Origin of the sequence: Microbacterium horticulturae (assembly GCF_029094505.1) — a bacterium.
Classification (GTDB): Bacteria; Actinomycetota; Actinomycetes; order Actinomycetales; family Microbacteriaceae; genus Microbacterium; species Microbacterium horticulturae.
The window spans coordinates 57496-81831 of sequence record NZ_CP119108.1 but is presented as its reverse complement, the minus strand read 5'-3'; the positions used below and the strand labels follow the sequence as shown (position 1 = coordinate 81831).

24 protein-coding genes are annotated in these 24336 nt (G+C 68.9%); 6 read left to right on the top strand and 18 right to left on the bottom strand.

Annotated features, from left to right (window positions below; translation table 11 throughout):
- Nucleotides 1-107: 107 nt before the first annotated feature.
- Nucleotides 108-1178: a VanZ family protein gene (locus PU630_RS00395; protein WP_275278381.1), complete on the bottom strand. Its 1071-nt coding sequence runs from the start codon at nt 1176-1178 to the stop codon at nt 108-110.
- A 68-nt stretch (nt 1179-1246) separates the two neighbouring features.
- Here PU630_RS00395 and PU630_RS00390 point away from each other — a divergent pair, with 68 nt between their 5' ends.
- Nucleotides 1247-2446 (top strand): mechanosensitive ion channel family protein, encoded by a 1200-nt coding sequence (locus PU630_RS00390; protein WP_275278380.1) that lies wholly within the window; start codon nt 1247-1249, stop codon nt 2444-2446.
- Between the two features lie 5 nt (nt 2447-2451).
- On the opposite strand, the gene PU630_RS00385 is transcribed toward PU630_RS00390, so the two are convergent.
- The 11 genes from PU630_RS00385 to PU630_RS00335 form a co-directional block, all read right to left on the bottom strand.
- Entirely contained in the window at nt 2452-4281 is a 1830-nt protein-coding gene (locus tag PU630_RS00385; protein ID WP_275278379.1) for a glycerophosphoryl diester phosphodiesterase membrane domain-containing protein, read from the bottom strand.
- A 178-nt stretch (nt 4282-4459) separates the two neighbouring features.
- Nucleotides 4460-5332, bottom strand: coding sequence for an alpha/beta fold hydrolase (locus tag PU630_RS00380; protein WP_275278378.1), 873 nt, complete (start codon nt 5330-5332; stop codon nt 4460-4462).
- 70 nt (nt 5333-5402) lie between these two features.
- On the bottom strand, nt 5403-5957 hold the full coding sequence (locus PU630_RS00375) for a dihydrofolate reductase family protein (RefSeq protein WP_275278377.1): 555 nt from the start codon (nt 5955-5957) through the stop codon (nt 5403-5405).
- Between the two features lie 15 nt (nt 5958-5972).
- On the bottom strand, nt 5973-6944 hold the full coding sequence (locus PU630_RS00370; protein ID WP_275278376.1) for an SRPBCC family protein: 972 nt from the start codon (nt 6942-6944) through the stop codon (nt 5973-5975).
- 13 nt (nt 6945-6957) lie between these two features.
- A complete protein-coding gene (locus PU630_RS00365) occupies nt 6958-7305 on the bottom strand; it encodes an ArsR/SmtB family transcription factor (RefSeq protein WP_275278375.1) in 348 nt (115 codons plus the stop codon).
- Between the two features lie 530 nt (nt 7306-7835).
- Nucleotides 7836-9347, bottom strand: coding sequence for an HNH endonuclease signature motif containing protein (locus PU630_RS00360; protein ID WP_275278374.1), 1512 nt, complete (start codon nt 9345-9347; stop codon nt 7836-7838).
- 335 nt (nt 9348-9682) lie between these two features.
- Entirely contained in the window at nt 9683-10225 is a 543-nt protein-coding gene (locus PU630_RS00355) for an RNA 2'-phosphotransferase (RefSeq protein ID WP_275278373.1), read from the bottom strand.
- Nucleotides 10218-10652 carry a hypothetical protein gene (locus PU630_RS00350; protein ID WP_275278372.1) on the bottom strand — a complete coding sequence of 145 codons (435 nt, stop codon included), beginning with the start codon at nt 10650-10652 and terminating at the stop codon, nt 10218-10220. Before PU630_RS00350 ends, PU630_RS00355 begins: the two co-directional genes overlap by 8 nt.
- Nucleotides 10639-11970, bottom strand: coding sequence for a hypothetical protein (locus PU630_RS00345; protein ID WP_275278371.1), 1332 nt, complete (start codon nt 11968-11970; stop codon nt 10639-10641). The genes PU630_RS00350 and PU630_RS00345 overlap by 14 nt, the downstream gene beginning before the upstream one ends.
- On the bottom strand, nt 11967-12281 hold the full coding sequence (locus PU630_RS00340; protein WP_275278370.1) for a hypothetical protein: 315 nt from the start codon (nt 12279-12281) through the stop codon (nt 11967-11969). Before PU630_RS00340 ends, PU630_RS00345 begins: the two co-directional genes overlap by 4 nt.
- A complete protein-coding gene (locus PU630_RS00335) occupies nt 12278-12640 on the bottom strand; it encodes a YbaB/EbfC family nucleoid-associated protein (RefSeq protein WP_275278369.1) in 363 nt (120 codons plus the stop codon). Before PU630_RS00335 ends, PU630_RS00340 begins: the two co-directional genes overlap by 4 nt.
- Nucleotides 12641-12804: 164 nt before the next feature.
- Between PU630_RS00335 and PU630_RS00330 the strand changes: the two genes are divergently transcribed.
- Together PU630_RS00330 and sufU are read left to right on the top strand one after the other, a co-directional pair.
- A complete protein-coding gene (locus PU630_RS00330; protein ID WP_275278368.1) occupies nt 12805-14073 on the top strand; it encodes a SufS family cysteine desulfurase in 1269 nt (422 codons plus the stop codon).
- The gene (gene sufU, locus PU630_RS00325; protein WP_275278367.1) at nt 14070-14516 is read left to right on the top strand and encodes a Fe-S cluster assembly sulfur transfer protein SufU; all 447 of its coding nucleotides are present in this window, start codon (nt 14070-14072) and stop codon (nt 14514-14516) included. Before PU630_RS00330 ends, sufU begins: the two co-directional genes overlap by 4 nt.
- Before the next feature lie 3 nt (nt 14517-14519).
- On the opposite strand, the gene PU630_RS00320 is transcribed toward sufU, so the two are convergent.
- Both PU630_RS00320 and PU630_RS00315 read right to left on the bottom strand, forming a co-directional pair.
- Entirely contained in the window at nt 14520-15506 is a 987-nt protein-coding gene (locus PU630_RS00320) for an alpha/beta hydrolase (protein ID WP_275278366.1), read from the bottom strand.
- A 235-nt stretch (nt 15507-15741) separates the two neighbouring features.
- On the bottom strand, nt 15742-16299 hold the full coding sequence (locus PU630_RS00315; protein ID WP_275278365.1) for a hypothetical protein: 558 nt from the start codon (nt 16297-16299) through the stop codon (nt 15742-15744).
- Nucleotides 16300-16519: 220 nt separating this feature from the next.
- Between PU630_RS00315 and purL the strand changes: the two genes are divergently transcribed.
- Genes purL through PU630_RS00300 form a run of 3 tightly spaced genes read left to right on the top strand, consistent with a single transcriptional unit; the run spans nt 16520 to nt 19770 of the window.
- Entirely contained in the window at nt 16520-18826 is a 2307-nt protein-coding gene (gene purL / locus PU630_RS00310) for a phosphoribosylformylglycinamidine synthase subunit PurL (RefSeq protein WP_275278364.1), read from the top strand.
- Nucleotides 18827-18864: 38 nt separating this feature from the next.
- Entirely contained in the window at nt 18865-18999 is a 135-nt protein-coding gene (locus tag PU630_RS00305) for a hypothetical protein (protein WP_275278363.1), read from the top strand.
- Nucleotides 19000-19041: 42 nt separating this feature from the next.
- Entirely contained in the window at nt 19042-19770 is a 729-nt protein-coding gene (locus PU630_RS00300; RefSeq protein WP_275278362.1) for a hypothetical protein, read from the top strand.
- Here PU630_RS00300 and PU630_RS00295 read toward each other — a convergent pair whose 3' ends face one another.
- The 4 genes from PU630_RS00295 to PU630_RS00280 all read right to left on the bottom strand — a co-directional run bounded on the left by PU630_RS00295 (nt 19771) and on the right by PU630_RS00280 (nt 24335).
- Nucleotides 19771-20634, bottom strand: coding sequence for a carbohydrate kinase family protein (locus PU630_RS00295; RefSeq protein ID WP_275278361.1), 864 nt, complete (start codon nt 20632-20634; stop codon nt 19771-19773). It abuts the gene before it with no gap.
- A 169-nt stretch (nt 20635-20803) separates the two neighbouring features.
- Nucleotides 20804-22522 (bottom strand): CocE/NonD family hydrolase, encoded by a 1719-nt coding sequence (locus tag PU630_RS00290; protein WP_275278360.1) that lies wholly within the window; start codon nt 22520-22522, stop codon nt 20804-20806.
- Entirely contained in the window at nt 22519-23430 is a 912-nt protein-coding gene (locus PU630_RS00285; protein ID WP_275278359.1) for an MBL fold metallo-hydrolase, read from the bottom strand. The genes PU630_RS00290 and PU630_RS00285 overlap by 4 nt, the downstream gene beginning before the upstream one ends.
- Nucleotides 23427-24335 (bottom strand): alpha/beta hydrolase, encoded by a 909-nt coding sequence (locus tag PU630_RS00280; protein ID WP_275278358.1) that lies wholly within the window; start codon nt 24333-24335, stop codon nt 23427-23429. The genes PU630_RS00285 and PU630_RS00280 overlap by 4 nt, the downstream gene beginning before the upstream one ends.
- Nucleotide 24336 lies beyond the last annotated feature (1 nt).

Below are 24336 nucleotides of genomic sequence, written 5' to 3'. Positions count from 1 at the left end.
GGCCCCGGCCTGCGGCATCCACGTGTCTTCGACATGCTCAACTGCGGCCGTCACCCCTCGCAGCGGCCGTCTGAGCCCGTTCGGCATGTCGACGGCACACTCTTCCTTCATGCGGGGTGGACAGCCTCCGCACGCAGCGAGCGCGCGTCGACGAGGCGCTGCCCGCTGATCACGCCCGGCAGTCCTCGACCGCGCGCGGTCGCGAAGAACAGAACGACGCCGGCCAGTCCGAACAGCCAGGCGAGCCAGCTCCCTCCGGGGATCATGCCGAGCAGCGCGTACCCGCCGATGCCGCCCACGAACCGGAGTAGCCGTGCGAGCGGGCGCGGCAGGCGGCCGCCGACGTAGCGCAGCTGCACGCTCAGGTCGCCGATCGTGCCGCCGGTAGTCATCACGGCGATGAACCAGATCGCCAGGGCCGTGATGCTGCCGGTCAGTGACGCGGCAGTGCCGTCGTGCACGATCTCGTCGAAGCCGAGCACGTGCAGGCCGAGCTGGGTGGTCAGAGCCACCGCCCCTTCCGCGCACGTGATCGCGAGGAGGTCGCACAGCATCGAGAGCGCGCGGCGCGCGCGGGTGACCGGGCGCGGGTCGTCCGCGGTGTCGAGCTGCGGCATCCCCCGGTGACGACGCGGAACGAGCAGGGCGATGAGCGATCCGGCGAGCGCGCCGAGCGTGTTGGTCAGCAGGTCGTCGACATCGAAGACGCGGTACGCACACGGGTAGAGACCCCACACGCCGGTCAGCTGCGTGAATTCGATGACCAGCGAGATGCCGAGACCGACGAGTCCGGCGACGAGGATGCCGCGGCCGACGAGCACGCGGAGGAAGAACCCGAGCGGCACGAACAGCACGACGTTGAGTCCGAGCTGCAGAATGCCGCTGTTCAGCAGCGGGTTGCCGGGGCCGGTGAACGCCTCGCGGATGTCGTCGACGAATTGCAGCAGGTTGAGGTTGACGCCCGCGCAGCGGATGGTGTCAGGATCGGGCAGCGGCAGCAGCGTGTATGTCCAGATCGCCCAGAAGTAGACGAGCGAGCCGGTCCAGAGCACGAGGCGACCGGCGCTCAGTCGCCCGCGGCGCCGATAGCTCAGCGCGACGAACGGGACGAACAGGATGAGGCCGACGAACGCCCCGATCCCGACGGCGATCACCCCGAGCAGGACCTGATCCGACACGGGTCGAGCCTATCCGGGGCATGTGGTCAGGTTGAGTGCGTCGGTGCGCGCGCCTAGTGTGGTGCGACATGGTGTCGTTCTGGAATCTGCCCCCGCTCGTCAACGCCGCCATCGCCCTCGTCATCGCGGCGGCGATCGTGATCGCCGTGACGTTCGCCTTCACCCGGCTCTTCGCCTTTCTCGGTCGGGATCGCCCGTGGCTCGTGCTGCTCAAGCGCCGCACGCGCGTGCCGTTCGTGGTGGTCACATCGGTCGTGCTCGCCTGGATAGCGCTGCGCATGACGATTCCGTACCGTGACAATGCCGCCGACGTGTTCCGGCATGTGTTCGTCGTGCTGCTGGTGCTGTCGATCACATGGGCGGTGGGTTCGGCGCTGACATTCGCCGCCGACCTGGGGCTGTCGCACTATGCGACCGATGGGTCGGACGGCTGGCAGGCGCGGCGGGCACGCACCCAGGTGCTCGTGGTGCGACGGCTCATCGCTGCGGGAACCGTCATCATCGGCGTGGGTGCCGCACTGCTGACGATCCCCGGCATCGCGGCGGTGGGAACGACGCTGCTCGCGTCAGCCGGGTTCTTGTCGGTGGTCGCCGGTCTCGCGGCGCAGTCCACGTTGAGCAACGTGTTCGCCGGCATGCAGCTGGCCTTCAGCGGGGCCGTCCGGCTCGAAGACATCGTGGTGGTGAACGGCGAGTGGGGATACATCGAGGAGATCACCCTCACCTACGTGGTGGTGCGGGTGTGGGATGAGCGGCGGCTCGTTCTGCCGTCGACGTACTTCACGCAGCAGCCGTATGAGAACTGGACCCGTGAGTCGACGGCGGTGCTGGGCACGGTGTTCTTCGATCTCGACTGGGGTGTCGACATTCCGCGCATGCGTGCGCGCCTGGATCGCATCCTCGACGAGAGCGGGCTGTGGGACGGCGAGGCGTCGTCGCTGCGCATCACCGACACCGTCGGCGGATACGTGCAGGTGCGCGCGCTCATCAGCGCCGACGATGCGTTCAAGATGTTCGATCTGTCGCGCACCGTGCGCGAGGAGATGCTGCTCTGGCTGCAGAAGGAGAATCCGGAGGGTCTGCCGCGCACGCGCATCCAGACCGTGCAGCGCGACGGGGAGGTGTTCCCGAAGCCGGCGCGCAAGCCCCAGCATCCCGCTGAGAGCGCCGACGATGCGGAACGATCGCGCGGTGACGAGACAAAGCCGCTGCGCCTGGCCGACATCGAGGCGGCCCGGGCTGCGGCACCCGGCGTCGACGAGAAGTGACCCGCCTACGGAACGAGCCGTCCTAGCGTGTCTTCGACCGTGAACGCGACGGCGTCGGTTCCCGACAGCTCCGAGCGGAACTCGAGCGCCCGGTCGGGATGGTCGGTGACGATGCCGTCGACGCGTGATGCGAGAAAGCGGCGCAGGCCGTCATCGTCGTTGACCGTCCAGACGTAGACGGCCTTGCCCCGCCGATGCGCCTCCTGCAGGAACTCGGTCGTGTACGACGCCTGCTCGATGACGTAGAAGTCGCACGGGCTGTCGGGCACCCCGCCGCGGCTCACGGCGATGGTGAGCCCGACGCGCAGGTGCGGGCGCAGTGTCTTCAACGTCTCGACGACCTCGGGGTCGAGCGAGTGATACGTCTCATCGGCGGTGACGCCCAGGCCGTCGAGCACGGTGAGGAAGTCCTCGACGAAGCCGGGATGCTCATGCCCTGTCACTTTGAGTTCGATCAGCAGCGGCATCCCGAGCTTCACCGCGTGGCGCACGTACTGCTCCATCGTCGGAATGGTGTCGTGGAATCCGCCCTCGCGCACGACCGTCGATGTGACCTCGTCGGCAGTCATCTCGTAGATGTTCTCGTTGCGCCCGGCGACCATCAGCAGATTGGTGTCGTGCGAGGCGACGAAGACGCCGTCCTTCGTCTGCTGCACATCCATCTCGACGGCGTCGGCGTGCGCGGCCGCCGCCGCGTCCAGCGCACTGAGCGTGTTCTCGACGCCGCCGCCGGAGAACCCGCGATGCGCGATCACGATCGTGTCGCTGGGTTCGGCAGGGCTGGCGAGCGCGGTGGACACGGAAGTGGATGTCGCGACCGTGAACACGGCGGCGGCAACGGCCAGCGCCGCCCATCGGCGGCCCGCACGAGACCGGTGCACGGCCGCGGGCGCGAGGGCGGGTGCCGACGCGAGCCTGTGGGTCGGTACCGTTCGCGATGAAGCGAGAGTGTCGGCGACGCACAGGTTGATGGCGGTGACCGTCGCCCACGCGATGAGGACCAGACCGACGCATTTCACGACACCGGTCGCGACGCTCACCAGCACGATCTCGGCGACGTGGCCGAGGCGCGCCACTCCGACGACGAGCTCGACCAGCCCCGACGACATCAGCCATGCGAGGCCCGCCGGCAGTCCGACCATGATCACGACGCGCAGCACTCGCCAGCGGGCGGTCATCCGCACGCTCTCTCGCATCGCCGCGAGCGGCGGCGTCCGGCGCAGGAACATGATCGGGACGGTGTAGATCAGCCGTGCGTTCACGAAGACGACCGCCGCCGACGCGGCGACGTAGATGGCCGTGCCCAGCCCCGACTTCAGATACTCGCGCGTCACGAACGGCGGGATGGCGATGCCGTGGGTGACCGCAGAGAACAGCCCCAGCCCGGTGACCGGCGCCAGGACGAGCAGGTACACGAACAGGACGGCCGCCTGAGGATGAAGAACGACTCGCAGGTTGCGGACTGTGTCGTGGATCATTCCGCGTACGGTCAGCGCGCGGCCGCGCTGCTGCCGCGCCGAGATCGCGAACAGCGCCGCCAGCTGCAGCAGTACGGCAGCGAGCATGACGACGAGCACGGCCACCAGCATCAGGTCGGCGACAGGATCGGTCAGCAGCATGCCGAGGTTGTGGTCGGTGACGTTGGTGAGACCGGCGTGCGCGAGCGCGCGCTCGAACAGGAAGCCGATCGCCGGCACCGCGACACCGGCGCTGAGCGCCTGGATGAGCACGATGCTCCAGATACTCTCGGCGAGCCCGCCGCGAGCCGCCTGCCACACGTGCGAGAAGTGCGCTCGGACGCCGAGCCGCGGGGCTCGCGCCTCGTGTCTCAACATGCGCTCACGGGTGGCAAGGATATCGGGTCACGACGCGGCGATCCTGAGTATGGTGCGCCCGTCGGCTGTCCGTGCGCGATCCCAGGCGGGCGCCCTGGCGGACGTCCCACCCGATCACCCTTCGCGCGGCTACCTCATCACTTCGCGCAGCGCGCTACGCGATTGATCCGCGGACGCCCTATCCGATCACTTCGCGCAGCCGGGCCGCAACGCCGGCCGGGTCGCCCGGCATCCCGGGCTGATCGCTGAAGCCGCCGTGGTGGCTGGGGAATTCGACGGGATGGATGCCGACGGCCGCGGCGATCGCGCGGGCCGCACGCGCTGCCATCGCGTCGCCCGATTCCACACCGAAGCCGATCGCAAGGCGGTCGCCGAGGGCGCGGAGCGCGTCGATGTCGGGGGCGTAGGAGGTGACCGAGGGCATGTTCCGCAGCAGTGGATTCGTGCGGACGCCGTCGTCGACCGCCGGCATCCCGAACATCGCCGGATCGGGCGCCGGCTGGTCGAGATAGTCGGCGGGGAGTTCGCCCTGCAGCATCACGAGCTGCACGAACTTTGCCATCGCCGCTCCCTCGCCCTGCTCGGCGTAGGTGCGCTTCATATCGTCGATCACTGCGCCGATGCGATCCGCGTCGGGCAGCACGGCGCCCGTCGCGGGCTCGTGTGCGACCACGCGGCGCAGGTCTTCGGGATGAGCAGTGGCCAGCGCGAGCAGCGTCACTCCGCCGCCACTGTTGCCGAAGGCATCCACCGGCCCAGTCTCGAGCGCCGAGATGACCCGATGCAGGTCGTCCACGTGCTGCTGCACGGTGATGTCGGTCGTGCCCAGCGGGTTGCGGTCGGCGCCGCGCGGGTCGTAGGTGATCACGGGTCGGTCGGTGAAGAATCCGGCGAGGGCCGCGAACCCGCTCGCGCCCATCGGTGCTCCGAAGAGGAAGAGGGGTGGTCGCTCAGTAGTAGCGGTGGCGAGATCGCCGCGGATGTCATAGGTGATGACATCGTCGCCGGTGCCGACGGTGCGGGTCAGGAGGGTGGTGGCGTCAGTGCTCATGGGGTGTCCTTACGTTGGTCCTTCTTCGTTGTCCGCCGTCGGCGAAGTGTGCATGCTGCCGGTTGCCCGGTCAACGCACGACCCGATAGCGCAGATGGGTGGCGTAACGGCTCGCGCGGGCACGCAGCGGCTCGAGCTGCACGGGTGTGCGTGTGAGTCCGTCGAACAATCGGATGCCCGAACCGAGGATGACCGGCACGAGTTGGAGCTCGACCTCGTCGACGACTCCGGCGTCCAGTGCCTGACGACAGATGTCAGCGCCGCCGCCGATGCCGACGTTCTTGTCTCCGGCAACGTCACGGGCTCGCGCGACCGCCGTCGGCGCCCCTTCGCCGACGAAGGTGAAGGGAGAACCGGCGCCGTTCCATTCCGCGGGCGCGTGGTGGGTGACCACGAAGCACGGCAGTCCACCGGGCGGAGCGCCGTCCCAGGCGTTCGAGACGTCGAACATCCGCCGGCCGACGACGATGGCGCCGGTTTCGTCGAACATCGCATGTTCGTCGGCGTCCTGCATCCAGTGATGCAGGATCTCGCCGCCGTCGCCGAGCCCCCGCGCGGGCGAGTCGTTGTCGCCCGCGATGATGCCGTCCAGCGACATCGAGATGGAGACGATGACCTTGCCCATGACGGTTCCCGCCGGTCAGCTCACGATGAGTACGCGTTCGAGACGCGCGTAGCTGTCTTCCATGCCGTCGATCATGCCGGTGGCGAGGATCGCGTCGCGCGTGGCGGCGTCGGGGTACTCGATGAGCATCGTGAGCAGTGTGGCGCCGTCTTCTTCGTACAGCTGCAGATCGTTCATCGTTTCGGGGCCGTCGGTGCCCGCCATGCGTTCGGTCATGACGGTGCGGCGTTGCGGTTCGCTGTACAGGATGTCGCCTTCGAAGCCGAAGGGTTCGCCCTCCGTGCCCGATTCCGGCGCCCAGGCGTTGCGGTAATGACGGTCGCTGATCTCGCAGTCGGTCATGCGCCAGCCGTCGGGTCCCAGCATCCACTGTCGGATCAGGTCTGGTTCGTGATGTGCGCGCCAGACGAGATCGCGGGGGCCGTCGATGACGCGAGTGATGCGAACGTGCCGGTCGTCGAGGACCTCCAGCTGAGTGCCCTTGCCGGCGGCGTAGTCGCGGAGGTCTTGCAGCACGGTGTCGAGCTGACCCATGGCGAGACGGGTGCCTTCGACCATGCCCATCTGCACCATCTGCTCGAGCGAGTCAGCGGAGGTGAAGTAGGTCTGGCCGTTCAGGCGTGTGCCGGTCGGCGTCTCTTCGAAGGCGAAGACCATGCGCATCGGTTCGAATTCACCGGTGAGGTCGCCGTCTTCGTCGGCGAACCCGTCAAGGACCTCAAACGAGCGCGGTTCGTCGATGCTGAGGAACTCCCATCGACCGCGCGAGACCTCTCCGTTTGGGCTGGTCATGTGGTACTGGGCGAGCCCGCCGGGGGCGAAGTCGAAGCCAGTGAAAGTGGCGGGCCATCCGGGAGGTCCCCAGAACCGTTCGAGCTGGCGCGGATCGGTGAACACCTTCCAGACGCGTTCGCGCGGGGCTGCGAAGTCTGCGGTGATGTTCACCGTGAGCGTGTCGGCGTCGGCGGAAATGTCGGTGACAGGCATGTCGGTTCCTTTGTCAGGTGTCTTCGGTGTGTTCAGCCAGCAGCGCGTCGATGCGATCGATGCGGCCGCGCCACAGGTCTTGGAAGCGCTCGAGCAGGTGCTGTGCGCGGGCGATGACGGCGGGGTCGGCTCGCACGAGTCGTTCTCGCCCTTCGGCACGTTTGACGATCAGGTGTGCCGCTTCAAGGACGGCGACGTGCTTCTGCACTGCGGCGAACGACATGTCGTAGTCGGCGGCGAGGGTCGAGACCGATCGTTCATCGGTGACGGTTCGTCGCAGGATGTCGCGTCGCGTGGCATCGGCGAGGGCCCGAAAGATGCGGTCCACGTCGTCGTCACTGAGTTCGTCTTGTACAACCATTTGGTTGTAGATTAGGTGTCGCCGGTGACGCTGTCAAGGGGTGTGGATGCCGCGGCTTGAGTTTGTGCCGGTCGCCGAAGTCGTCTGGCGTTGAAGCGGGGCAGGCGTCGAGATAGGGCAGGCGCCGAGGTGGGGTTGGCGTCGAAGCTGCGGCGCATGCCGCGGTCGCCGAGGGCCCCCACCGAAGCGCGGGGTTGCAGCGCATCGCATATACGTATTGAACTTCCTGCTCACACAATCGGTCTGGATCAGCGGGGCCGCTCCGTCTCCCCTGTCTTGTAGCGCTCCCTGTGCGAACAGGTTGCTCCCCTGCGTGAAGAGCGCGCTCCACTGCGTGAAGAGCGCGCTCCGGTAAGTGAGCAGGAAGTTCAATGCGGTGACGGCATCATGTCGGCCGGCAGCCTCGGCCCCCGTGGCGAGGCTGCGGCGGACGCCGAGGAGAGGAAACGGCGCGCTCAGCCCAACTCTGCCGTTGCGGCAGCCACGCCGCGCGGCGAGGCGAACTCCGGGGAAGGGGCCCATGACGTAACTCATGCCGCGTACTCGTGCCGTGCGCGCCCGCCGAGTCTTGGCGTGCGGGTCGGGTCGATGCGCGCGGGTGGAATGAACCAGACGTGGGCGCCGGGACCGGTGGTCGCGTTGCGGCGAGCGCCGGGTGCTGGGTCGATGCGGATGTCCCATCCATTGTCGTGGATGCGATGGTGGCAGGTTTCGCACAGCAGGATCCCGTTGGCAAGGTCTGTTCTGCCTTTATCGCGGGCCCACCAGTAGATGTGGTGGGCGCGGGTGTGTCCGGGTGGTGCTCCGCAGAACGCGCACCCGCCGTCACGCTCGTAGAGGACGAGTTTCTGCGCTGGGGTGAACAGACGCTGGGATCTGCCCAGGTCCAACACTTCCTTGTTCGGCCCGAGATACATGGGGATGACGGGTCCGGTACCCCCGATTCTTCGGATCGTGTCGATAGAGATGGGCTGGTCGAGCCCGTCGATGGTGCCGGTACCGGTGCCTTCTTGCAGGTCGTCCATATTGACCCGCACGATCACGGTCGCACCCCCGGTGGGCTCGCCGGTGTGAGCGCAATCAAGGTAGTGCCGGCACAGGATCATCAGCGCATCCAACCGCCGCTGCGCGACGGTGCGCTCATCGAGCATCGCCGCAGCCACCGCCGCGTCGGCAGTGTCGCCTGCCGCCCCGGTGCCATCAGCACCGGTGCTGTCAGTTCTGGTGCCGTCGCCGGGGTCCCCGTCGTGGTCTGCGTCGACGCTGCTACCGACGTTGCCGGTATCGGCGGTGTCGGCGGCACTCCCGCTGGTATCGGTGCTGGTGCGGAAGCTGGTGGTGACCAGGGCGTCCAGGACGGTGACGAGGGGTGCGGCGGTGGCCGCGTCGGCGGCACCTTCGAAGTGCACGGCCTGGTCTTTCTCCCAGATGCGCAGGTACCGCCTCGCGTGTACTTCCGCTTCCCGCCTGGCGAGGCCTTCCGGGTCGAGGGCCGCGTGGGCTTCGACAAGGATCCTGTGCCACCGATCTGACGGTAGCCCCGACAGCTTGGCCACCAGACGCTCCTCGGCCTGAGTCTTGCGGTCGGCAGGGATCGAGGCGGGCAGCCGGTCCAACAGGCGGATTATTTGCTCCGCCGCAGCGACCGGCAGCCTGTCGGCGGCCACTGCCACGCCCACTGCCGGGTGCGCGGGCGGGGCTGGCGTATCACCGAACGTGGGGCGTGGGGCTGTGGCTTGCCCGACCTTCACCAGCCTCATCGCTTCCCCTGTGGTGGCCCCGGTAGTAGTGGAGATCAGATCCACCACCGAGGTGTGCCCGGTCTTCCGAGCCAGCGACTCCGGCCCTGATCCGGGACGAGAGCGTGCCGCCAGCTGCGCGGCGATCTGCGCTTGCGCGGCTTCAGTGCGCCGGCGCAGCACCCCCAGCGCCGTGTTCGTCGCGAGCAGCTGCTCGTCGGTGAACTCACCCGGGTCCGACACACGCCACGCGCCCTGGACCGCGGCTGCCGCCGCGACCAGTCCCGCCATGGGTGTGTTCATACCTCCATGCTACCCATCCGAACGTATAGTGTCAAACGTTTATTCGGTTTTCCCTCGAAGATCCCGGCGTCCTCAGAGCATCCTCAACCCGCATGACCAACCTCGGGCAGAATGTATAGAACGCATGTTCCTCCGCAGGTCGCGTGTTTGAGTCCCGGTACCGCGGCGGGCAGGCCGGTCCCGTTTCGGCTCGGCCCGTTCTGGCAGAGTCTGGGGTTCGAGTCGGCGAATCAGGACGAGCTCGCCGAGGCGCGCGCGGACGCGCATCCGGTACACCTCTTCCGGCCGATCGGACAGCTGGGCAGCGAAGTCGCCCTGGTCACGCCCGCTGCCTGCTACTCCTCAACCGTGAGGTATTCCGGCGGCACGCTGTCGGCGAGATAGATGTACGGACCGGCCGCAAACAGCTCGTGCCCGTCGGAACGGAAGCGCGCGACATCCACCGACAGCAACGCCGGGTGCGCGTCTTTGCGACGTCCGACACGCACGGCGACCTCGGGCTCGACTGCCAGGTGCACATATTGTCTGGCCATGGCGCGCAGGCCCTCGGAGCGGATGGCCGTCAGCACGCTCGGCGCCGTGGCATGGAAGAGCCGATCCGGAGGATTGGAGACGAGTGGATGCTGGATCCGCCCCTCGATGGAGTGCCCATAGACAGCGCGGATCGAGACGCCGTCGGTCTCGAAGCGTCGCTTCGGCGACTCGGCGACGACACGCTCAATGTCGTCGAGGGTGACGGGTGCGCGCAGCGCCTTCGAAACCGCGGCGCGCACCTCTTCGAGGTCCGTCCAGCCTGCGGCGTCCAACGTCAGTCCGTACTCTTCGGGCGCATGGCGCAGCGCGTGCGACATGGTCTTGCTGATCGTGACGTCATTCATCGGGACTCTCTTCTGCCGCCTCTTCTCGTAGCCATTCCGCGTGTTCCTCCTCGGCGGCTTCCATGAAGACGTCGAAGTTGTCCCAGTAGCCGCGGTTCTCATAACCGGGATCTGTGAAGGTGTGAACGATATACACGCGGGGGTTCCCCGAAGTGTCAGTCCCGTCGAAGCAGAACACATCATCGGTGAACCCATGCTTTGCGAACGGGACCAGGGCAGACCGCGACGGAAATTGTGCCTTGATGGTCTCCGACCAGAACTGCGACAGGTCGTGGAAGAGAAACACCCACCACCACGGATCGATGTCGGGAGGCTCCTCCTGTCGGATGATCTCATCAAAGCGCGGAGGCGTCACGAACCCCGCCGGTCGGATCCCTTCGAATCCAGCGAGTCGCTGCTCAATCGTTGATCGCTCACGACGTTCCATTCGGTCTCCCTGTTACTCGTGGCAGCACAAACGTGCCATTGGGGTTCTCTCGAGCCCATGCCCCCCGTTGCTTTGCCACGCGGATGAGCGCTGCTTCTTCCCAAGTGCGCGGCTTCCCTAACGGCTCCCAGAAGAATCGCTCACTCTCTTGCGTCGTCAAAGGCTCACTCGGCTCGTGTACGCGCGCATCGACCGGTGTACCTGTCTCCACGGCAGCACGCAATCGTGTGTTGTCCATGCTTGTGAGTTCGCCATCTGACATTCGCACGACGTCGATCGGGTCGAAGATCCAGCCTCGCTCGACCATGACCGTCACAATATCGTCGTACGTATACTCGAAGCCGTCCCGGAACTTTCGGAACGAAACCGTCTTCTGCGAGAACCGCGCCGTGTCGGGAAACAGAGCTCGCACGGCAGCCTTGCTCGCCGCTGAAGGCCACGCGTCGCCACCAGTCCCCGGAGCCGGACTCGCCGCATGCGCTTCCCGCGCCCACACACGGTGTGCCGCTTCCCCAACGCCGATTCCGGGCACGCCACCGGCCTCCCCCGCCAGCGCCACCCTCGCCTCGTCGCCCCGCAGCATCCGGTCGAGCATCTTGCCACCGCGTGCGAACAGCTCCCGCAGCTCGCCGATGAGCCGCACCAGCTCGCGGAATCCGCGCTGCAGTCGCACGATGGCGCGCCCGACAGTGTCGGCGACCGACGCGACCCGCGCGGTGACCTGGCCGATCGCGAACGGGGCCGCGATCCCGAGTGTCAGCGCCGTCTCGGCCGCGACGGCGAGCGCCGTGCCGACCACCTGGGCGACGGCATCCCGCACCACATCGTGCACGACCTGCACGAGCTGCGACGCCACACGCATGCCGGTGGCGATCGCGGCCGCCCAGTCACCCGCCGCCGCCAGATGTCGCGACGCGCCGGCAGCGTAATCGAGGTAGGCGTCGATGGCCGCGCCCGACAACTCGGCGACGTCGTCGGTGCGCCGCAGCAGCGCCTCGCCCGTCTCGCGGAGCCGGGCGGCGACGTTGTCCCACGTCTGCGCGAACCCGGCGACCTCACCCGGATTGCCCGTGAAGTCGTTCAGCCACCCCTTCAACGGCTCGAGGTGGTCGAGCACCCACCCGAGTCCGTTCGCGATCAACGTGCCGATCGGATCGATCACCGCCGCCGCGGTGTCGATGAGCGCCGAGAACGCCGCGACGCCACCCTCGAGCCAGTCGCCCGACCGCACGGCATCCACCAGACACTGCCCGTCTTCGATGAGGAAAGCCCCCGAGAACGGGCTCTCCGTCTCGACCGGCGCCGCGACCAGCGTCACTCCAGCCCTCCGCCCAGCGCCTTCAGCGCGTCGACGACGCCGAGTTCGAACTCCTCGCCGTCGTGCGCCAGCCCACGCAGCTGCATGCTGGTCCGCTGCAGCAGCGCCTCGGAATCGCCGATCATCCCGGCGGCCACCGACGTGATCATCACCGCCGGCGCCACGAGAAACGAGCACAGCAGCCCGAAGGCGCCGTCGCCCATCCCCTGCGAGCGCACCGCCGATGCCGCCTCACCCACGTCATCCCCCAGCTGCTCGACCCGGTGCGCGTGCTCGCGCAGCACATCGAAATCCCACGCGACGTGCCTCACCGATCCGCCCTCTCAAGCTGGGCGCGCAGTCCGTCGAGCGCCGGATCGTCCTCGCCGAGAATGGTGGATGCCGCAGCAAGCAGCTTCTGCTCGAGATCCCGCCGGGCGAGCCGCGCCGTGTCGAGGATGAGCCGCGCAACCCCGGCCGGCCCGCGCCGCATCGCCGCGTCGGTCAGCCGGAGTTCGGTGAGCCACCCGGAGTGGTCGACCTGCACGGCGAGCTCACGACCGCTCGAGATCGCCGTGCCGCGCGCCGCCGACGTCGCTTGCTGCAGCTCGCCCATCCGCTCGGCCCGCTGCTGGGCGCGCCGCACGTCGTCCTGCACCTTCGCGATCGCCGCGTCTGCGTCGTCGAACATGCGCGCCTCCGGTTGATCGTCGAGTGGACCCGCCTGACTCTGTCGGCGGTGTTCCCCATGTTTCCCGAAACCGCCGACACGCCGCGAAAGTTATCCACAGGCGGGCGCGCGACAACGGCGGAGCGCCGACCCCGCGGCCACCGGCGACGCGTAGCCTTGAAAGCGTGACAACCCTTGCCGGCGCCCTCGATGTGACCGCCGTCCGAGCCGACTTCCCCATCCTGACCGAGTCCGTGAACGGCGAACCGCTCGTGTACCTGGACTCGGCCGCGACCAGCCAGAAACCGCGGGTCGTGCTCGACGCCGAACGTGCCTTCCTCGAGCACGAGAACGCGGCCGTGCACCGCGGTGCGCACACCCTTGCAGCGGAGGCGACGGAGTCGTTCGAAGACGCGCGCGCTGCGGTGGCGCGCTTCGTCGGAGCCGGCCCCGAAAGCATCGTCTGGACCTCCGGTGCGACATCCGCCCTCAACCTCGTCGCGTACGCGATCGGCAACGCGTCGATCGCGGGCGGCCCCCTCGCCCTGACCCGCGGCGACGAGATCGTCGTCACCGAAGCCGAGCATCACGCGAACCTCATCCCCTGGCAGCAGTTGGCCGCACGCACCGGTGCGACGCTGCGCCACATCCCCGTGCACGACGACGGCACCCTCGACCTGGTCACTGCCGCCGACCTCATCGGCGAGCGCACCCGCATCGTGGCGTTCCCGCACGTCTCCAACGTGCTGGGCATCGTCAACCCGGTCGCAGACCTGGTCGCCCTCGCCCGCAGCGCCGGCGCACTCACGGTGCTCGACGCCTGCCAGTCTGCCCCGCACCTGCCCCTGGATCTGCCTGCGCTCGGCGTCGACCTGGCCGCCTTCTCCGGTCACAAGATGCTCGGCCCTTACGGCATCGGCGCCCTCTACGGGCGTGGCGAGGTGCTCGACGCGCTTCCTCCTGTGCTCACCGGCGGCTCGATGGTCACCACCGTCACGCTCGATGCCGCCGAGTTCCTGCCCGCGCCGCAGAAGTTCGAGGCGGGCACACAGCCGGTGTCGCAGGCCATCGGCCTGGCCGCCGCCGTCCGCTACCTCGATCACCTGGGCATGCAGAACGTGCATGAGCGCGAGCGGGTGCTCGAGAAGCGCCTGCGCGACGGGGTGCGTTCGATTCCCGGCATCCGCCTGCTCGGCGACACCGACGTCGCCGACCGCGTTGCACTGTGCGCGTTCGACGTCGATGGCGTCCACGCGCACGATGTCGGCCAGGTGCTCGACGCTCGCGGTATCGCCGTGCGCGTCGGACATCACTGCGCCCAGCCGCTGCACCGCCGTTTCGACATGACGGCGACCGTGCGTGCGAGCGCCTCGGTGTTCACGACCGAGGCCGAGATCGACACCTTCCTCGACGCGCTCTCAGGCGTGCGCGCGTTCTTCGGAGTGCGTCGATGAGCGGGCTCGAGTCGCTCTACCAGGACCTGATCCTCGACCACTCGAGGCACCCGCACGGCTCCGGGCTCGCCCCCGAAGAGGGGGTGGTCGGCACGGCACACGAACGCAACCCGGTGTGCGGCGACGAGATCACGCTGCGCGTGCGCCTGGAAGGCGACCGCATCCGCGACGTCACCTGGGAAGGCTCCGGCTGCTCGATCTCGCAGGCATCGGCATCGATGCTCGCGTCGCTGATCGAAGAAGAGGGCGGGATGCCGCGGGCCGCGGCATCCACTCTCATCGCGTCGTTCCGCGAGGCGATGCGCTCCCGCGGCCAGATTCCCCTCGACGAGGAGACCTTCGGTGACGCCGCTGCCCTCTCGGGTGCCTCGAAGTTCACTGCGCGCGTGAAGTGCGCGATGCTCGCCTGGGTCACGCTCGAGAACGCACTGGCGCAGGTGTGATCGTCAGCCGGCGAGCGCGTCGACGAAGTCGCGGGCCGCGGCCGAGATCTGCGCGCGTGCCTCGTCGTCGCTGATCGTCGGCGTTCCGTCGCCGGCTTGCGCCCCGTACGAGCCGAACTGCGCGTGCGAGGCGCCGGCGATCTGCACGAACTGCGCGTCGGCCGGCAGATCCGCGTGCGAGGCGTCGATCTTCGCGGGCGTCGACAGCCCGTCGTTCGAGCCCGAGATCGACAGCACGGCGGTCGTGAGCGACCCGCTGAGGTCGCTCGCCGGGTATGAGGCGAAGAACATCAGCCCGACCGCGGGGGCGGTGGATGCCGCATCCGCCCCGTCCGCCTCGATCGCCGCGACGGTGCCGCCCAATGAATGACCGGCCACGACCCAGCCCGTCGCCTCGGGCAGACGAGACCGCGCCTCGTCGAACGCGCCGAGCGCGAGGAACGCGATTCCCAGCGGCTGCTTGGCGATGATGACCGGATGCCCCGCCTCGGCGAGCGGCCGCAGCACAGCGGCGTACGCGCGGGCGTCGACGAACGCGCCGGGCTGGAAGAAGACCGCGGTCGTGTCGGCGTCGGCCGGTGTCATCACGATCTCGGTGGCCGACTCGGCCACGGTCACGCGGGCATCGGATGCCATCGCCGCCAGCGCCGGTTCGACGGCGGTGTGCGGGCGCATCCACGCGGTGGCCGCGAGCCAGCCCGCTCCGAGCACGATCGCGATGATCGTGACCGTGGCGCGCCATGCGCCCCGCCGGCGTCCGCGCACTCCCGCAACGACGGTGAGCACGGATGCCACCGCGGTCACGCCCAGGAGCACGGCGTAGGCGGGATGGCCGTGCACGACGCCGCCCCACGCGGTGAGGCAGACCCAGGCCACTACGATGACGCCCGCGACGCCCAGCAGCACGAGCAGCCAGCTGAGCACCCCGCGACGGCGCGGTGTGGGCGCTTCGCCAGACGCGGGCTCGACGGTCGCCGGAATCTCGGTCATCGTGGGACCATTCTTCCAGACGGGCGTCGGCGAACTCTCGTGCCGCTCGCGGGACGGACGAGGTCTCGATTCCCTCGTCGGTTCCTTCCTGGATTCCCTCCTGGGGATAAGGACACTTGGGTGCCGCTGCAGCAGACGTCCCTATCCCCAGGAGTGCCGCGAACAGCTCCGCTCGCGTCGCCGGCCCGGAGCCGACCACGAAGACAGGCGGCGCACTGCCCCCGCCGACGCCCCGTCATGCGGAGGCGAACGCCGCCCGGCCGGCGACGTAGCACCACGCCCCGATCGCGAGGAACACCGGCGCTCCGAGCACACCGCACCAGAAGCTGCGCGCGGCGATCTCGTGCGGTACGAAGGCCGCGACGATCGCGATCGCGGTGATGAGCGCACCCGCCAGATGCAGCACCGGCTGGTGGAAGACGAGGGCGAGCGCGAAGAAGTGGATGCCGACGATCAGCATGATCAGCGGGGCGATGAGATCTGACCGACCCACCCGCGTCGCGATGATCGCCAGCACGACGGCGACGGCGACTTCGACCCAGAACACGATGACGTAGACCACGAAGCCGGTCGTGTGAGGGTTGATCGCCGACGGTGTGCCCCAGTTCTTGATCGCGAGCGGAATGCTCAGCGCCATCAGCGCCAGTCCCAGAACCGACAGCACCGCAAGGACGACGCGCCAGACGGCGCCGGCGGGCGGCTGCTCCTGCGCCCACCCCGCCCACACGAATGCCGCCATCCCGAAGACGGCGCCGATCATCACGAGATCACGCGGATAATCGAGCTCAAGCACGGCGCCTCGTTTCGTCGGTGTGCGACTCACTGTAGGGCGTGCCGGGGTCACCGCGCGAGGGCGACTGCGGCGTCGATGAGACGCAGCGCGGCTGGTCTGACCCTCGGCGTGACACCGGGCCGCGGCATCCACTCCTCCCTCGAAACCCCGCACAGTGCTCACAGCGACCCCAACTAGAATCGATGGTGTCCGGCGCCCGCGATCCCTGGAGCTCAGCCGCATGACCACCCCTTCCATCGACACCGTCGACAACGCCGCCGCGACACCCGAGAAGGAGCAGCCGTACGCCGCTCTCGGGCTCAAGCCCGACGAGTACGAGCAGATCAAGCAGATCCTCGGCCGTCGTCCCACCGGCGGCGAGCTGGCGATGTACTCGGTCATGTGGAGCGAGCACTGCTCATACAAGAGCTCCAAGATCTATCTCAAGAGGTTCGGCCAGAAGGTCACCGACGAGATGAAGAAGCGGCTCATGGTCGGCATGGGCCAGAATGCCGGCGTCGTCGACATCGGCGAGGGCTGGGCGGTCACCTTCAAGGTCGAGAGCCACAACCACCCCAGCTACGTCGAGCCGTTCCAGGGTGCGGCCACCGGCGTGGGCGGCATCGTGCGCGACATCATCTCGATGGGCGCGCGCCCGGTCGCGGTCATGGACCAGCTGCGCTTCGGCGCCATCGACAATCCCGACACCGCGCGCGTGGTGCACGGCGTGACCAGCGGCATCTCGTTCTACGGCAACTGCCTGGGCCTGCCCAACATCGGCGGCGAGACGGTGTTCGACGCGGTGTACCAGGGCAACCCGCTCGTCAACGCGCTGGCGGTGGGCGTGCTGCGCCACGAAGACCTGAAGCTCGCCAACGCGTCGGGCACCGGCAACAAGGTCGTGCTGTTCGGAGCCCGCACCGGCGGTGACGGCATCGGCGGGGCATCCATTCTCGCGTCCGACACGTTCGCCGACGGCGGCCCGACCAAGCGCCCCGCGGTGCAGGTCGGCGACCCGTTCGCCGAGAAGGTGCTCATCGAGTGCTGCCTCGAGCTGTACAAGGGCGAACTCGTCGAGGCCATTCAAGACCTCGGCGCCGCCGGCATCTCGTGCGCGACCAGCGAGCTGGCCGCCAACGGCGGATCCGGCATGCGCGTCGACCTCGAGAATGTGCTGCTGCGCGACCCCTCGCTCACGCCCGAAGAGATCCTCATGAGCGAGAGCCAGGAGCGCATGATGGCGATCGTCTCGCCGGACAAGCTCGACGCCTTCCTCGAGGTGACGACGAAGTGGGATGTCGAGACCAGCGTGCTCGGCGAGGTCACCGGCGACGGGCGCCTGAAGATCTACTGGCACGGCGAGCAGATCGTCGACGTCGACCCGTCCACCGTCGCGGTCGACGGCCCCGTGTACGAGCGCCCCGTCGCCTACCCGACCTGGATCGACGCCCTGCAGCAGGAGCCCGCGGCAGCCCTGCCCCGCTCGAACGACGCTGACACGCTGCGCACGCAGTTCCTGCAGCTGATCGCGAGCCCTAACCAGGCCGACACCAGCTGGATCACGAACCAGTACGACTATTACGTCTTAGGCGATACGGCCCTCGCGTTCCCCGACGACGCCGGCATGATCCGCGTCGACGAGTCAAGCGGCCTCGGCTTCGCTATCGCGACCGACGCGAACGGCCGCTACTGCCAGCTCGACCCGTACCAGGGCGCCCAGCTCGCCCTCGCCGAGGCGTACCGCAACGTCGCCGTGACCGGTGCTGTGCCCGCCGCGGTCACCGACTGCCTCAACTTCGGCAGTCCGGAGAACCCCGAGGTCATGTGGCAGTTCTCGCAGGCCGTCGACGGACTCGCAGACGGGTGCCTCGAGCTCGGCATCCCCGTCACCGGCGGCAACGTCAGCTTCTACAACCAGACCGGTGACACCCCGATCCACCCGACGCCGGTCGTGGGCGTCATGGGCATCATCGACGACGTCGCGCACCGGGTGCCCAGCGGTTGGCAGGACGAGGGCGAGAACATCTACCTGCTCGGAGTGACGGCGACCGAGCTGAGCGGTTCGGCATGGGCCGCCACCGTGCACCAGCACCTCGGCGGACGCCCGCCGGCCGTCGACCTCGCCGCCGAGCAGCGCCTCGCCGGCCTCATCCGCGCTGCGAACGACGAGAACCTCATCTCCAGCGCGCACGACTTGAGCGAGGGCGGCCTCGCCCAGAGCCTCGCCGACGGCGTGCTGCGGTTCGGTGTCGGCGCGCGGGTATGGCTCGACGAGATCATCGACCGGGACGGGGTGGATGCCGCATCCGCCCTCTTCTCCGAGTCCACCGGCCGCGTCATCGTGACCGTGCCGCGCGAGGAGGACGTCAAGTTCCGCGGCCTGTGCGAGGGACGCAACTACCCCGTGCTGCGCATCGGCGTGACCGACCAGGCGGGGTCTGACGCTGCGCTCGAAGTGCAGGGGCTGTTCACGCTCGCTGTGCCTGAGCTGCGTGCGACGTCGGCCGCGACCCTGCCGGCCGCGTTCGGCCCGACGGTCACCGAGTAGTCGCGGACGCGCTCCGCACGCGATCTAGGATTGAGACCATGGCCGACGACGAGGACCTCAGCACGCTCAGCGAGCGACGCCAGCGGCGCGTCAAGATCACCGCGTGGGTGGTCATCGTCGCGCTCATCCTCACCGCCGGCGGCGCGACGGTGTTCGCGCTGCTGTTCGGCTGACAGTCTCGTCACGGCCCGACGCCCCTGGCCTACGATGACAGGGTGGATGGCTTCTGGAACTTCGCCGGTCAGTACTGGTGGCTGGTCTTCCCCCTGATGGGGGTGGCCGGCGGCCTGGCGCGGTCGTGGGAGCGCAGCGCGAAGTCGCGGCACCAGCGCAAGCTCGAGACGCTGCACGCGAAGGCAGAACTCAAAGCCGCGCAGGCTGAGGCGCGCAACACCGGGCGGCAGAGGGTCGTGGCGGCAGCATCCACCCCTCCCGAAGACTCGCACGAGCAGCAGCTCGAGAAGCTGTTCGCCGCGCACGACGCCGTCACGAAGCGCTGGCTCGACTATGAGCTGGATGTTGCGAAGCTCATCGCATTTCCCGCGATGAGCGACGGGCGCCAGCCGCTGACGGCGGCGTTCCTGCGCGCCAAGAAGGTCGCCGACCGGTTGCGCCCGGCCTCGCCGAAGGTGAAGCTCAGCAAGGAGCAGCTCGACGAGTACCGCAACGCGGTCACCGACTTCGAGGTGGCGTTCGACGTCGCCGAGCGCGACGCACGCCGACTGCGCGACTCGACGTTCACCGAGGCCGAGCGCAAGCGCCTCGACACCGCGAAGCAGCTGCTGACCGTGGCCATCGACCAGGCCGCAACGCCCGCCGAGCGCCAGGTCGCCTACAAGCGCGTGCGCGAAGAACTCGACGGGCTCATCTCGATCTCCGACGAGGCCGTCGAAGAACTCGAGAAGAAGGTCGCTCTCGAACTGCCCGCGAAGCCCGGGAGCTGATCAGCCCAGCACATCGTCGAGCACCGGGTGCAGGTGGCGCGTGGTGAGAACGGATGCCGCATGCCGCGCACCCGCGGCGAGAGCCTCAGGCACGTCCGCCCCGGCGAGGGTGGCATCGAGCGAGCCGGCCATGAACGCGTCGCCGGCGCCGTTCGTGTCGACGACCTCCGTGGGCACCGCCGCGACGCGGTGTTCCCGGCCCGCGGCATCCACCCCTATAGCGCCCTCGGCGCCCAGAGTGCAGACCGCGAGCGACGCGCCCCGCTCGACGGTCGCGTGCAGGAACGGCAGCGGGTCGCCGATGCCGTCGGCGTTCATGAACACCGCATCAGCGGCCTCGATGAACGGCCGATGGAATGCGGCGGTGCCGTCGTAGTCGTGCACGTCGGTCCAGATCGGCCGACCTGTCTCGCGCGCCCGCGGGATGAGCCGGCGCGACTCGGCACCCAGGTCGAGGACGATGACGTCGGCGGTATCCATGGCGGCGGTGAGGGATGCCGCGGTCGCGTCCCGCGACGGCTCGTCGGTCTCGCCGGGGGCCGAGAGATAGATCGAGACCCGCTCGCCGGTCGGCGTCATGAGGTTGAGGTGGCGCTCGGTGGCCTCGGTTGCGCCCGCGATGAGCGCGACTCCGGCGGCGCTCAGCGCGTCGGCGACCCGCGTGCCGTCGGGGTCGTCGCCCAGCAGCGTGTACAGCAGGGTCTTGCGGCCGAGTGCGGCGAGGCCCAGCGCCTTGCCGGCCGATGTGCCGCCCACGGTCTCGTGCTCAGCGAGCGCGAACTGCATGTGCGGCACCGGCTCGGGCAGGCGGTCGACGAGGACGATCCGGTTCCACGACGCGGGCCCGGCGATGAAGACGCTCACCGGTCCATCCTGACGCAGGAGCCGCTGTTCAGCAGTCGGTTTCCGCGAGTGTCACACCGGTGGGTCCGCAGAAGCTGACTGCCGAACACGAAGGCGCAGGCCTCACACCCCGGCCGGCACGCCGCGGCTCCCTTACGCTGCGGCATCCACTCCGCCCATGCTCGCGCCGCTACGCCGTGAACGGCAGTACGAGACGCGACGGGTGCAGCGCGTCGCGGTAGATCGTGTGCGTGACGGGGCGCCCCACCGGCAGATGGAAGGCGTCCGGCGGCAGCAGCGAATTGTGCTCGTCGGTCAGCGGCTCGTCGCAACTCAGCTCGGCGACCACCCTGTGTCCGGGCAGGATCGTCGCGGCGAACGGGTACACGCGCAACACGTATTCCTCGATCACGCCGGGGGTCACCGGCACCTTCCGCGTGTGCGGGTGGACGGGGCTTCCGTACTCCGACAACGACGGATCGAGCTCGCGCTGCGAGGCCTTCAGGTACGCGGTCGTCAGCAGCTGGCGGGCACCGCCGGGCGCAGCATCCCACAGCCGGAGGATGAAGTTCGTGTCGTCCTGGTCGATTACGGCGAAAAGGTGGAACGCGCCCGTGCCGATCATCTCGGCCGGCTCGGTGAACGGCTCGGTCGACCACGAGAGGATCTCGACCTTGTCGGTCACCGTCAGCGGCGCCTGGAAGAAGCCGTCGGGCGCTGCGGCCGCAGGCCCGAAGATCTCCGGCTCGAACGACAGTCTGCGCCGCGGGCGCAGGTACAGCTCCCGGTGCTTGACGGGCTTGGGCGGCCACTGCGCGGCGGTCACGACCCTGCGCGACCCCTCGACGAACACCTCGACGGCCGGCTCGCGGTCCACACCGTTGTCGATGCCTTTGAGCCATTTGTCGTACCAGCGGAACATCTTGTCGTGCTCCTCGACCCACGGGCGCGATTGCATCGGCGGGTACGAGCCGATCGACAGGCGCTTGTTCTGCGAGCGCAGCGTCTGGAACAGCTCGATCGTGCCGTCCATGGTCCAGCCGCGGCCCTGGTCGATCTGCAGCCACACCGGGATGTCGATGTTCGGCGCGAGCGTGATCGGGTTGCGTTCCTCGTACCAGTCGCCGTCGAGGTCGTTCGTGATGATGTCGAACCAGGCCTCGTGATGCTTCGGATAGTGCAGCGTATGCACGAGGTTCGGCCAGGCCGCGACGTCCGGGTCGGCCAGCCGCTCGGCCACCCGCGCCTTGACCTCGGCCTCGTCGACGCACGTCAGCATGCGCGAGGTGATCCGGTCGGTGAACGCCCACCCGGAGTCGCCGCCACGCCCCTCACGCGCCGCGCGCGGCATGAACCACATCACGCCGCCGTGGTACGTCGTCTCGTAGAAGTCGTAGTGCCCGCCCGACACGAAGATCGCCTTGAGGTGCGGCGGGCGCTCGGCGGCGGCGAGCACCTGCATCGACCCGTAGTACGAGATGCCGATCATGCCGACGTTGCCGTCGCACCAGGGCTGTGCCGCGACCCACTCGATGACGTCGTAGGCGTCCTGCCCGAGCGACACTCCCCCGGCGTTGTAGTTGCCGACGTGCTCACCCTCCGATCCGCCCGAGCCCCGCAGGTCGCCGATCACGTGCACGTAGCCCTCGTCGACGACGCGGGCGATGTCGCCGGCCTCGATGCAGCCGTCCCACATGGGCGACGGACGCCGCTGCGGCGGCATGGTCAGCGCGAGCGCCTGCAGCTCTTTGCCATATGGCGAGAGGGCGATCAGCGCGGGGCGCGGCTTGTCGTCGGGCGCGTGATAGGCGTCGGCGACGAGCGTCACGCCGTCGCGCATGGGGATGTCGAGGTCCCTGCGCACGGTGATCTCGCGGTCCCCGGCGGTCACGGTGGTGGTGTGGGTCATGATGCTCCTGTGTGCACCGCGGCGTAGCCGCGCATCGTGGTGAAGAAGGGCGACGGCTCAAGCGTCGGATCGCCCGTGTAGTCGAGGGATGCCGCGACCGCGGCATACGGCGAGTACACCGAGTCGGATGCCCCAGCAGGGTGCAGTCGCGCGGCGCCGCGGATCTGCGCCTCGCGCGCGAGGCTGCCGTCGAGTGCCTCTGCAGTGTCGGCGGCGTCGAGCGCGACGGGGAACGCCGAGCCGTCGGCCCGGTGGTAGGGATGCCCGAGATAGAGGTGCTCCGGTGCCAGGGCGCTCAGCCGCTCGAGGCTGGACCGGTATGCGTCGGGATCCTCATAGCCGGGGAACCCGCTTGCAGCCCCGAAGCACTGCACCGCGTCGCCGGCGAACACGTGTCCGTCGACGGCGTACGCGACGGCTCCCGCCGTGTGCCCCGGCACGGCGTGCACCTCGACAGTCACGCCGCCCAGGTTGAGGGTGTCGCCGCCGCGCACCAGGCGCGTGGGCTCGAACTCGCCCGAGATGGCTTCTGCCGCCTCGGCGGTCTTGGCGGCCTCCAGCGCCTCGCGGCCGACGAGGTCACCGCGCAGGGCGAGCGCTTCGTCGACGTGGGCCCGCCGCGAACGCACGAAGTCCGCATCGTCGGCGCCGATGACGACCTGGGCTCTGCGGCCGGTGGCCTCCCACAGCGCGTACGCCCCGCCGACGTGGTCGATGTGCCCGTGCGTGAGCAGGATCCACCGTACGTCCTCGATGCGCCGACCGAGGCGCTCGAGTTCGGCCGGCACGCCCGCCGCCGACGCGGTGACCCCGGTGTCGACGAGCGCGAGCTCGGGCGCGTCGATCAGGAAGCTGTAGAGGTGGAACCGCCCCCAGGGCGCGGCAATCGGGTGGACGGCGACGGTCATCCCGCCTCCCCGACGAAGCGGGCCACCTGCGCGATGGCCTCGCGGCTCTCGTCCAGGTGCGGGAAGTTCTGCACGAACCCATGATTGGCCCGCGGCATCCGCACCACTTCCGCGTCGACGCCCGCATCGCGAAGCCGCTGCCCGTAGGCCTCGCCCTCGTCACGCAACGGGTCGAACTGTGCCGTCACGATGAGCGCCGCCGGCAGACCCGTGAGGTCCGCCCGCTTCGTCGGCGAGACGAGCGGGTCGGCGGGGTCGGCGCCCGACCCGAGATAGAACGCGTTGAAAGGCGCAAGGCCCGCGAACTCGAGCCCGTACCCGGTCGCGTTCTCGACGAGCGACGGGTACCGGCTCTGATCGAAGTCGAGGTCGAGCGACGGATACAGCAGCACCTGGTGTGTGATGCGGTCGAAGCCCTCGTCATGCAAGCGCGCGGCGACCGCCGCGGCGAACGTGCCGCCCGAGCTGTCGCCGGCCACGGCCAGCACGGGGCCGCCGTCGAGCTCGTCGGCCCAGCGCACGACGCCGCACGCGTCGTCGAGCCCCGCGGGGAACGCGTTCTCAGGAGCGAGCCGGTAGCCCACGGCGACAACGTCGAGGCCGGTCGCGACGGCGAGCGCCCGCGCGACATGGTCGTGCGTCTCGATACTGCCGAGGAAGAACGCGCCGCCGTGAAGATAGACCAGGATGCCGCGGCCCGCGGCCCCGTCACGGTACACCCTTACCGGCACGTCGCCGTCGGGAGTGCGTGCGGTTCGGTCTTCGACGCTCGCGACGTGCGGGCGCGACGAGACCGGCGCGAGGTGCGCGTGCTCGGCGGCGCGCAGCACGTCCGGATCGATCGGACCGGGTTCGGGCGTCGGCAGCGAAGCCAGGAACGCCGCGATGTCAGGATGAAGCGGCATC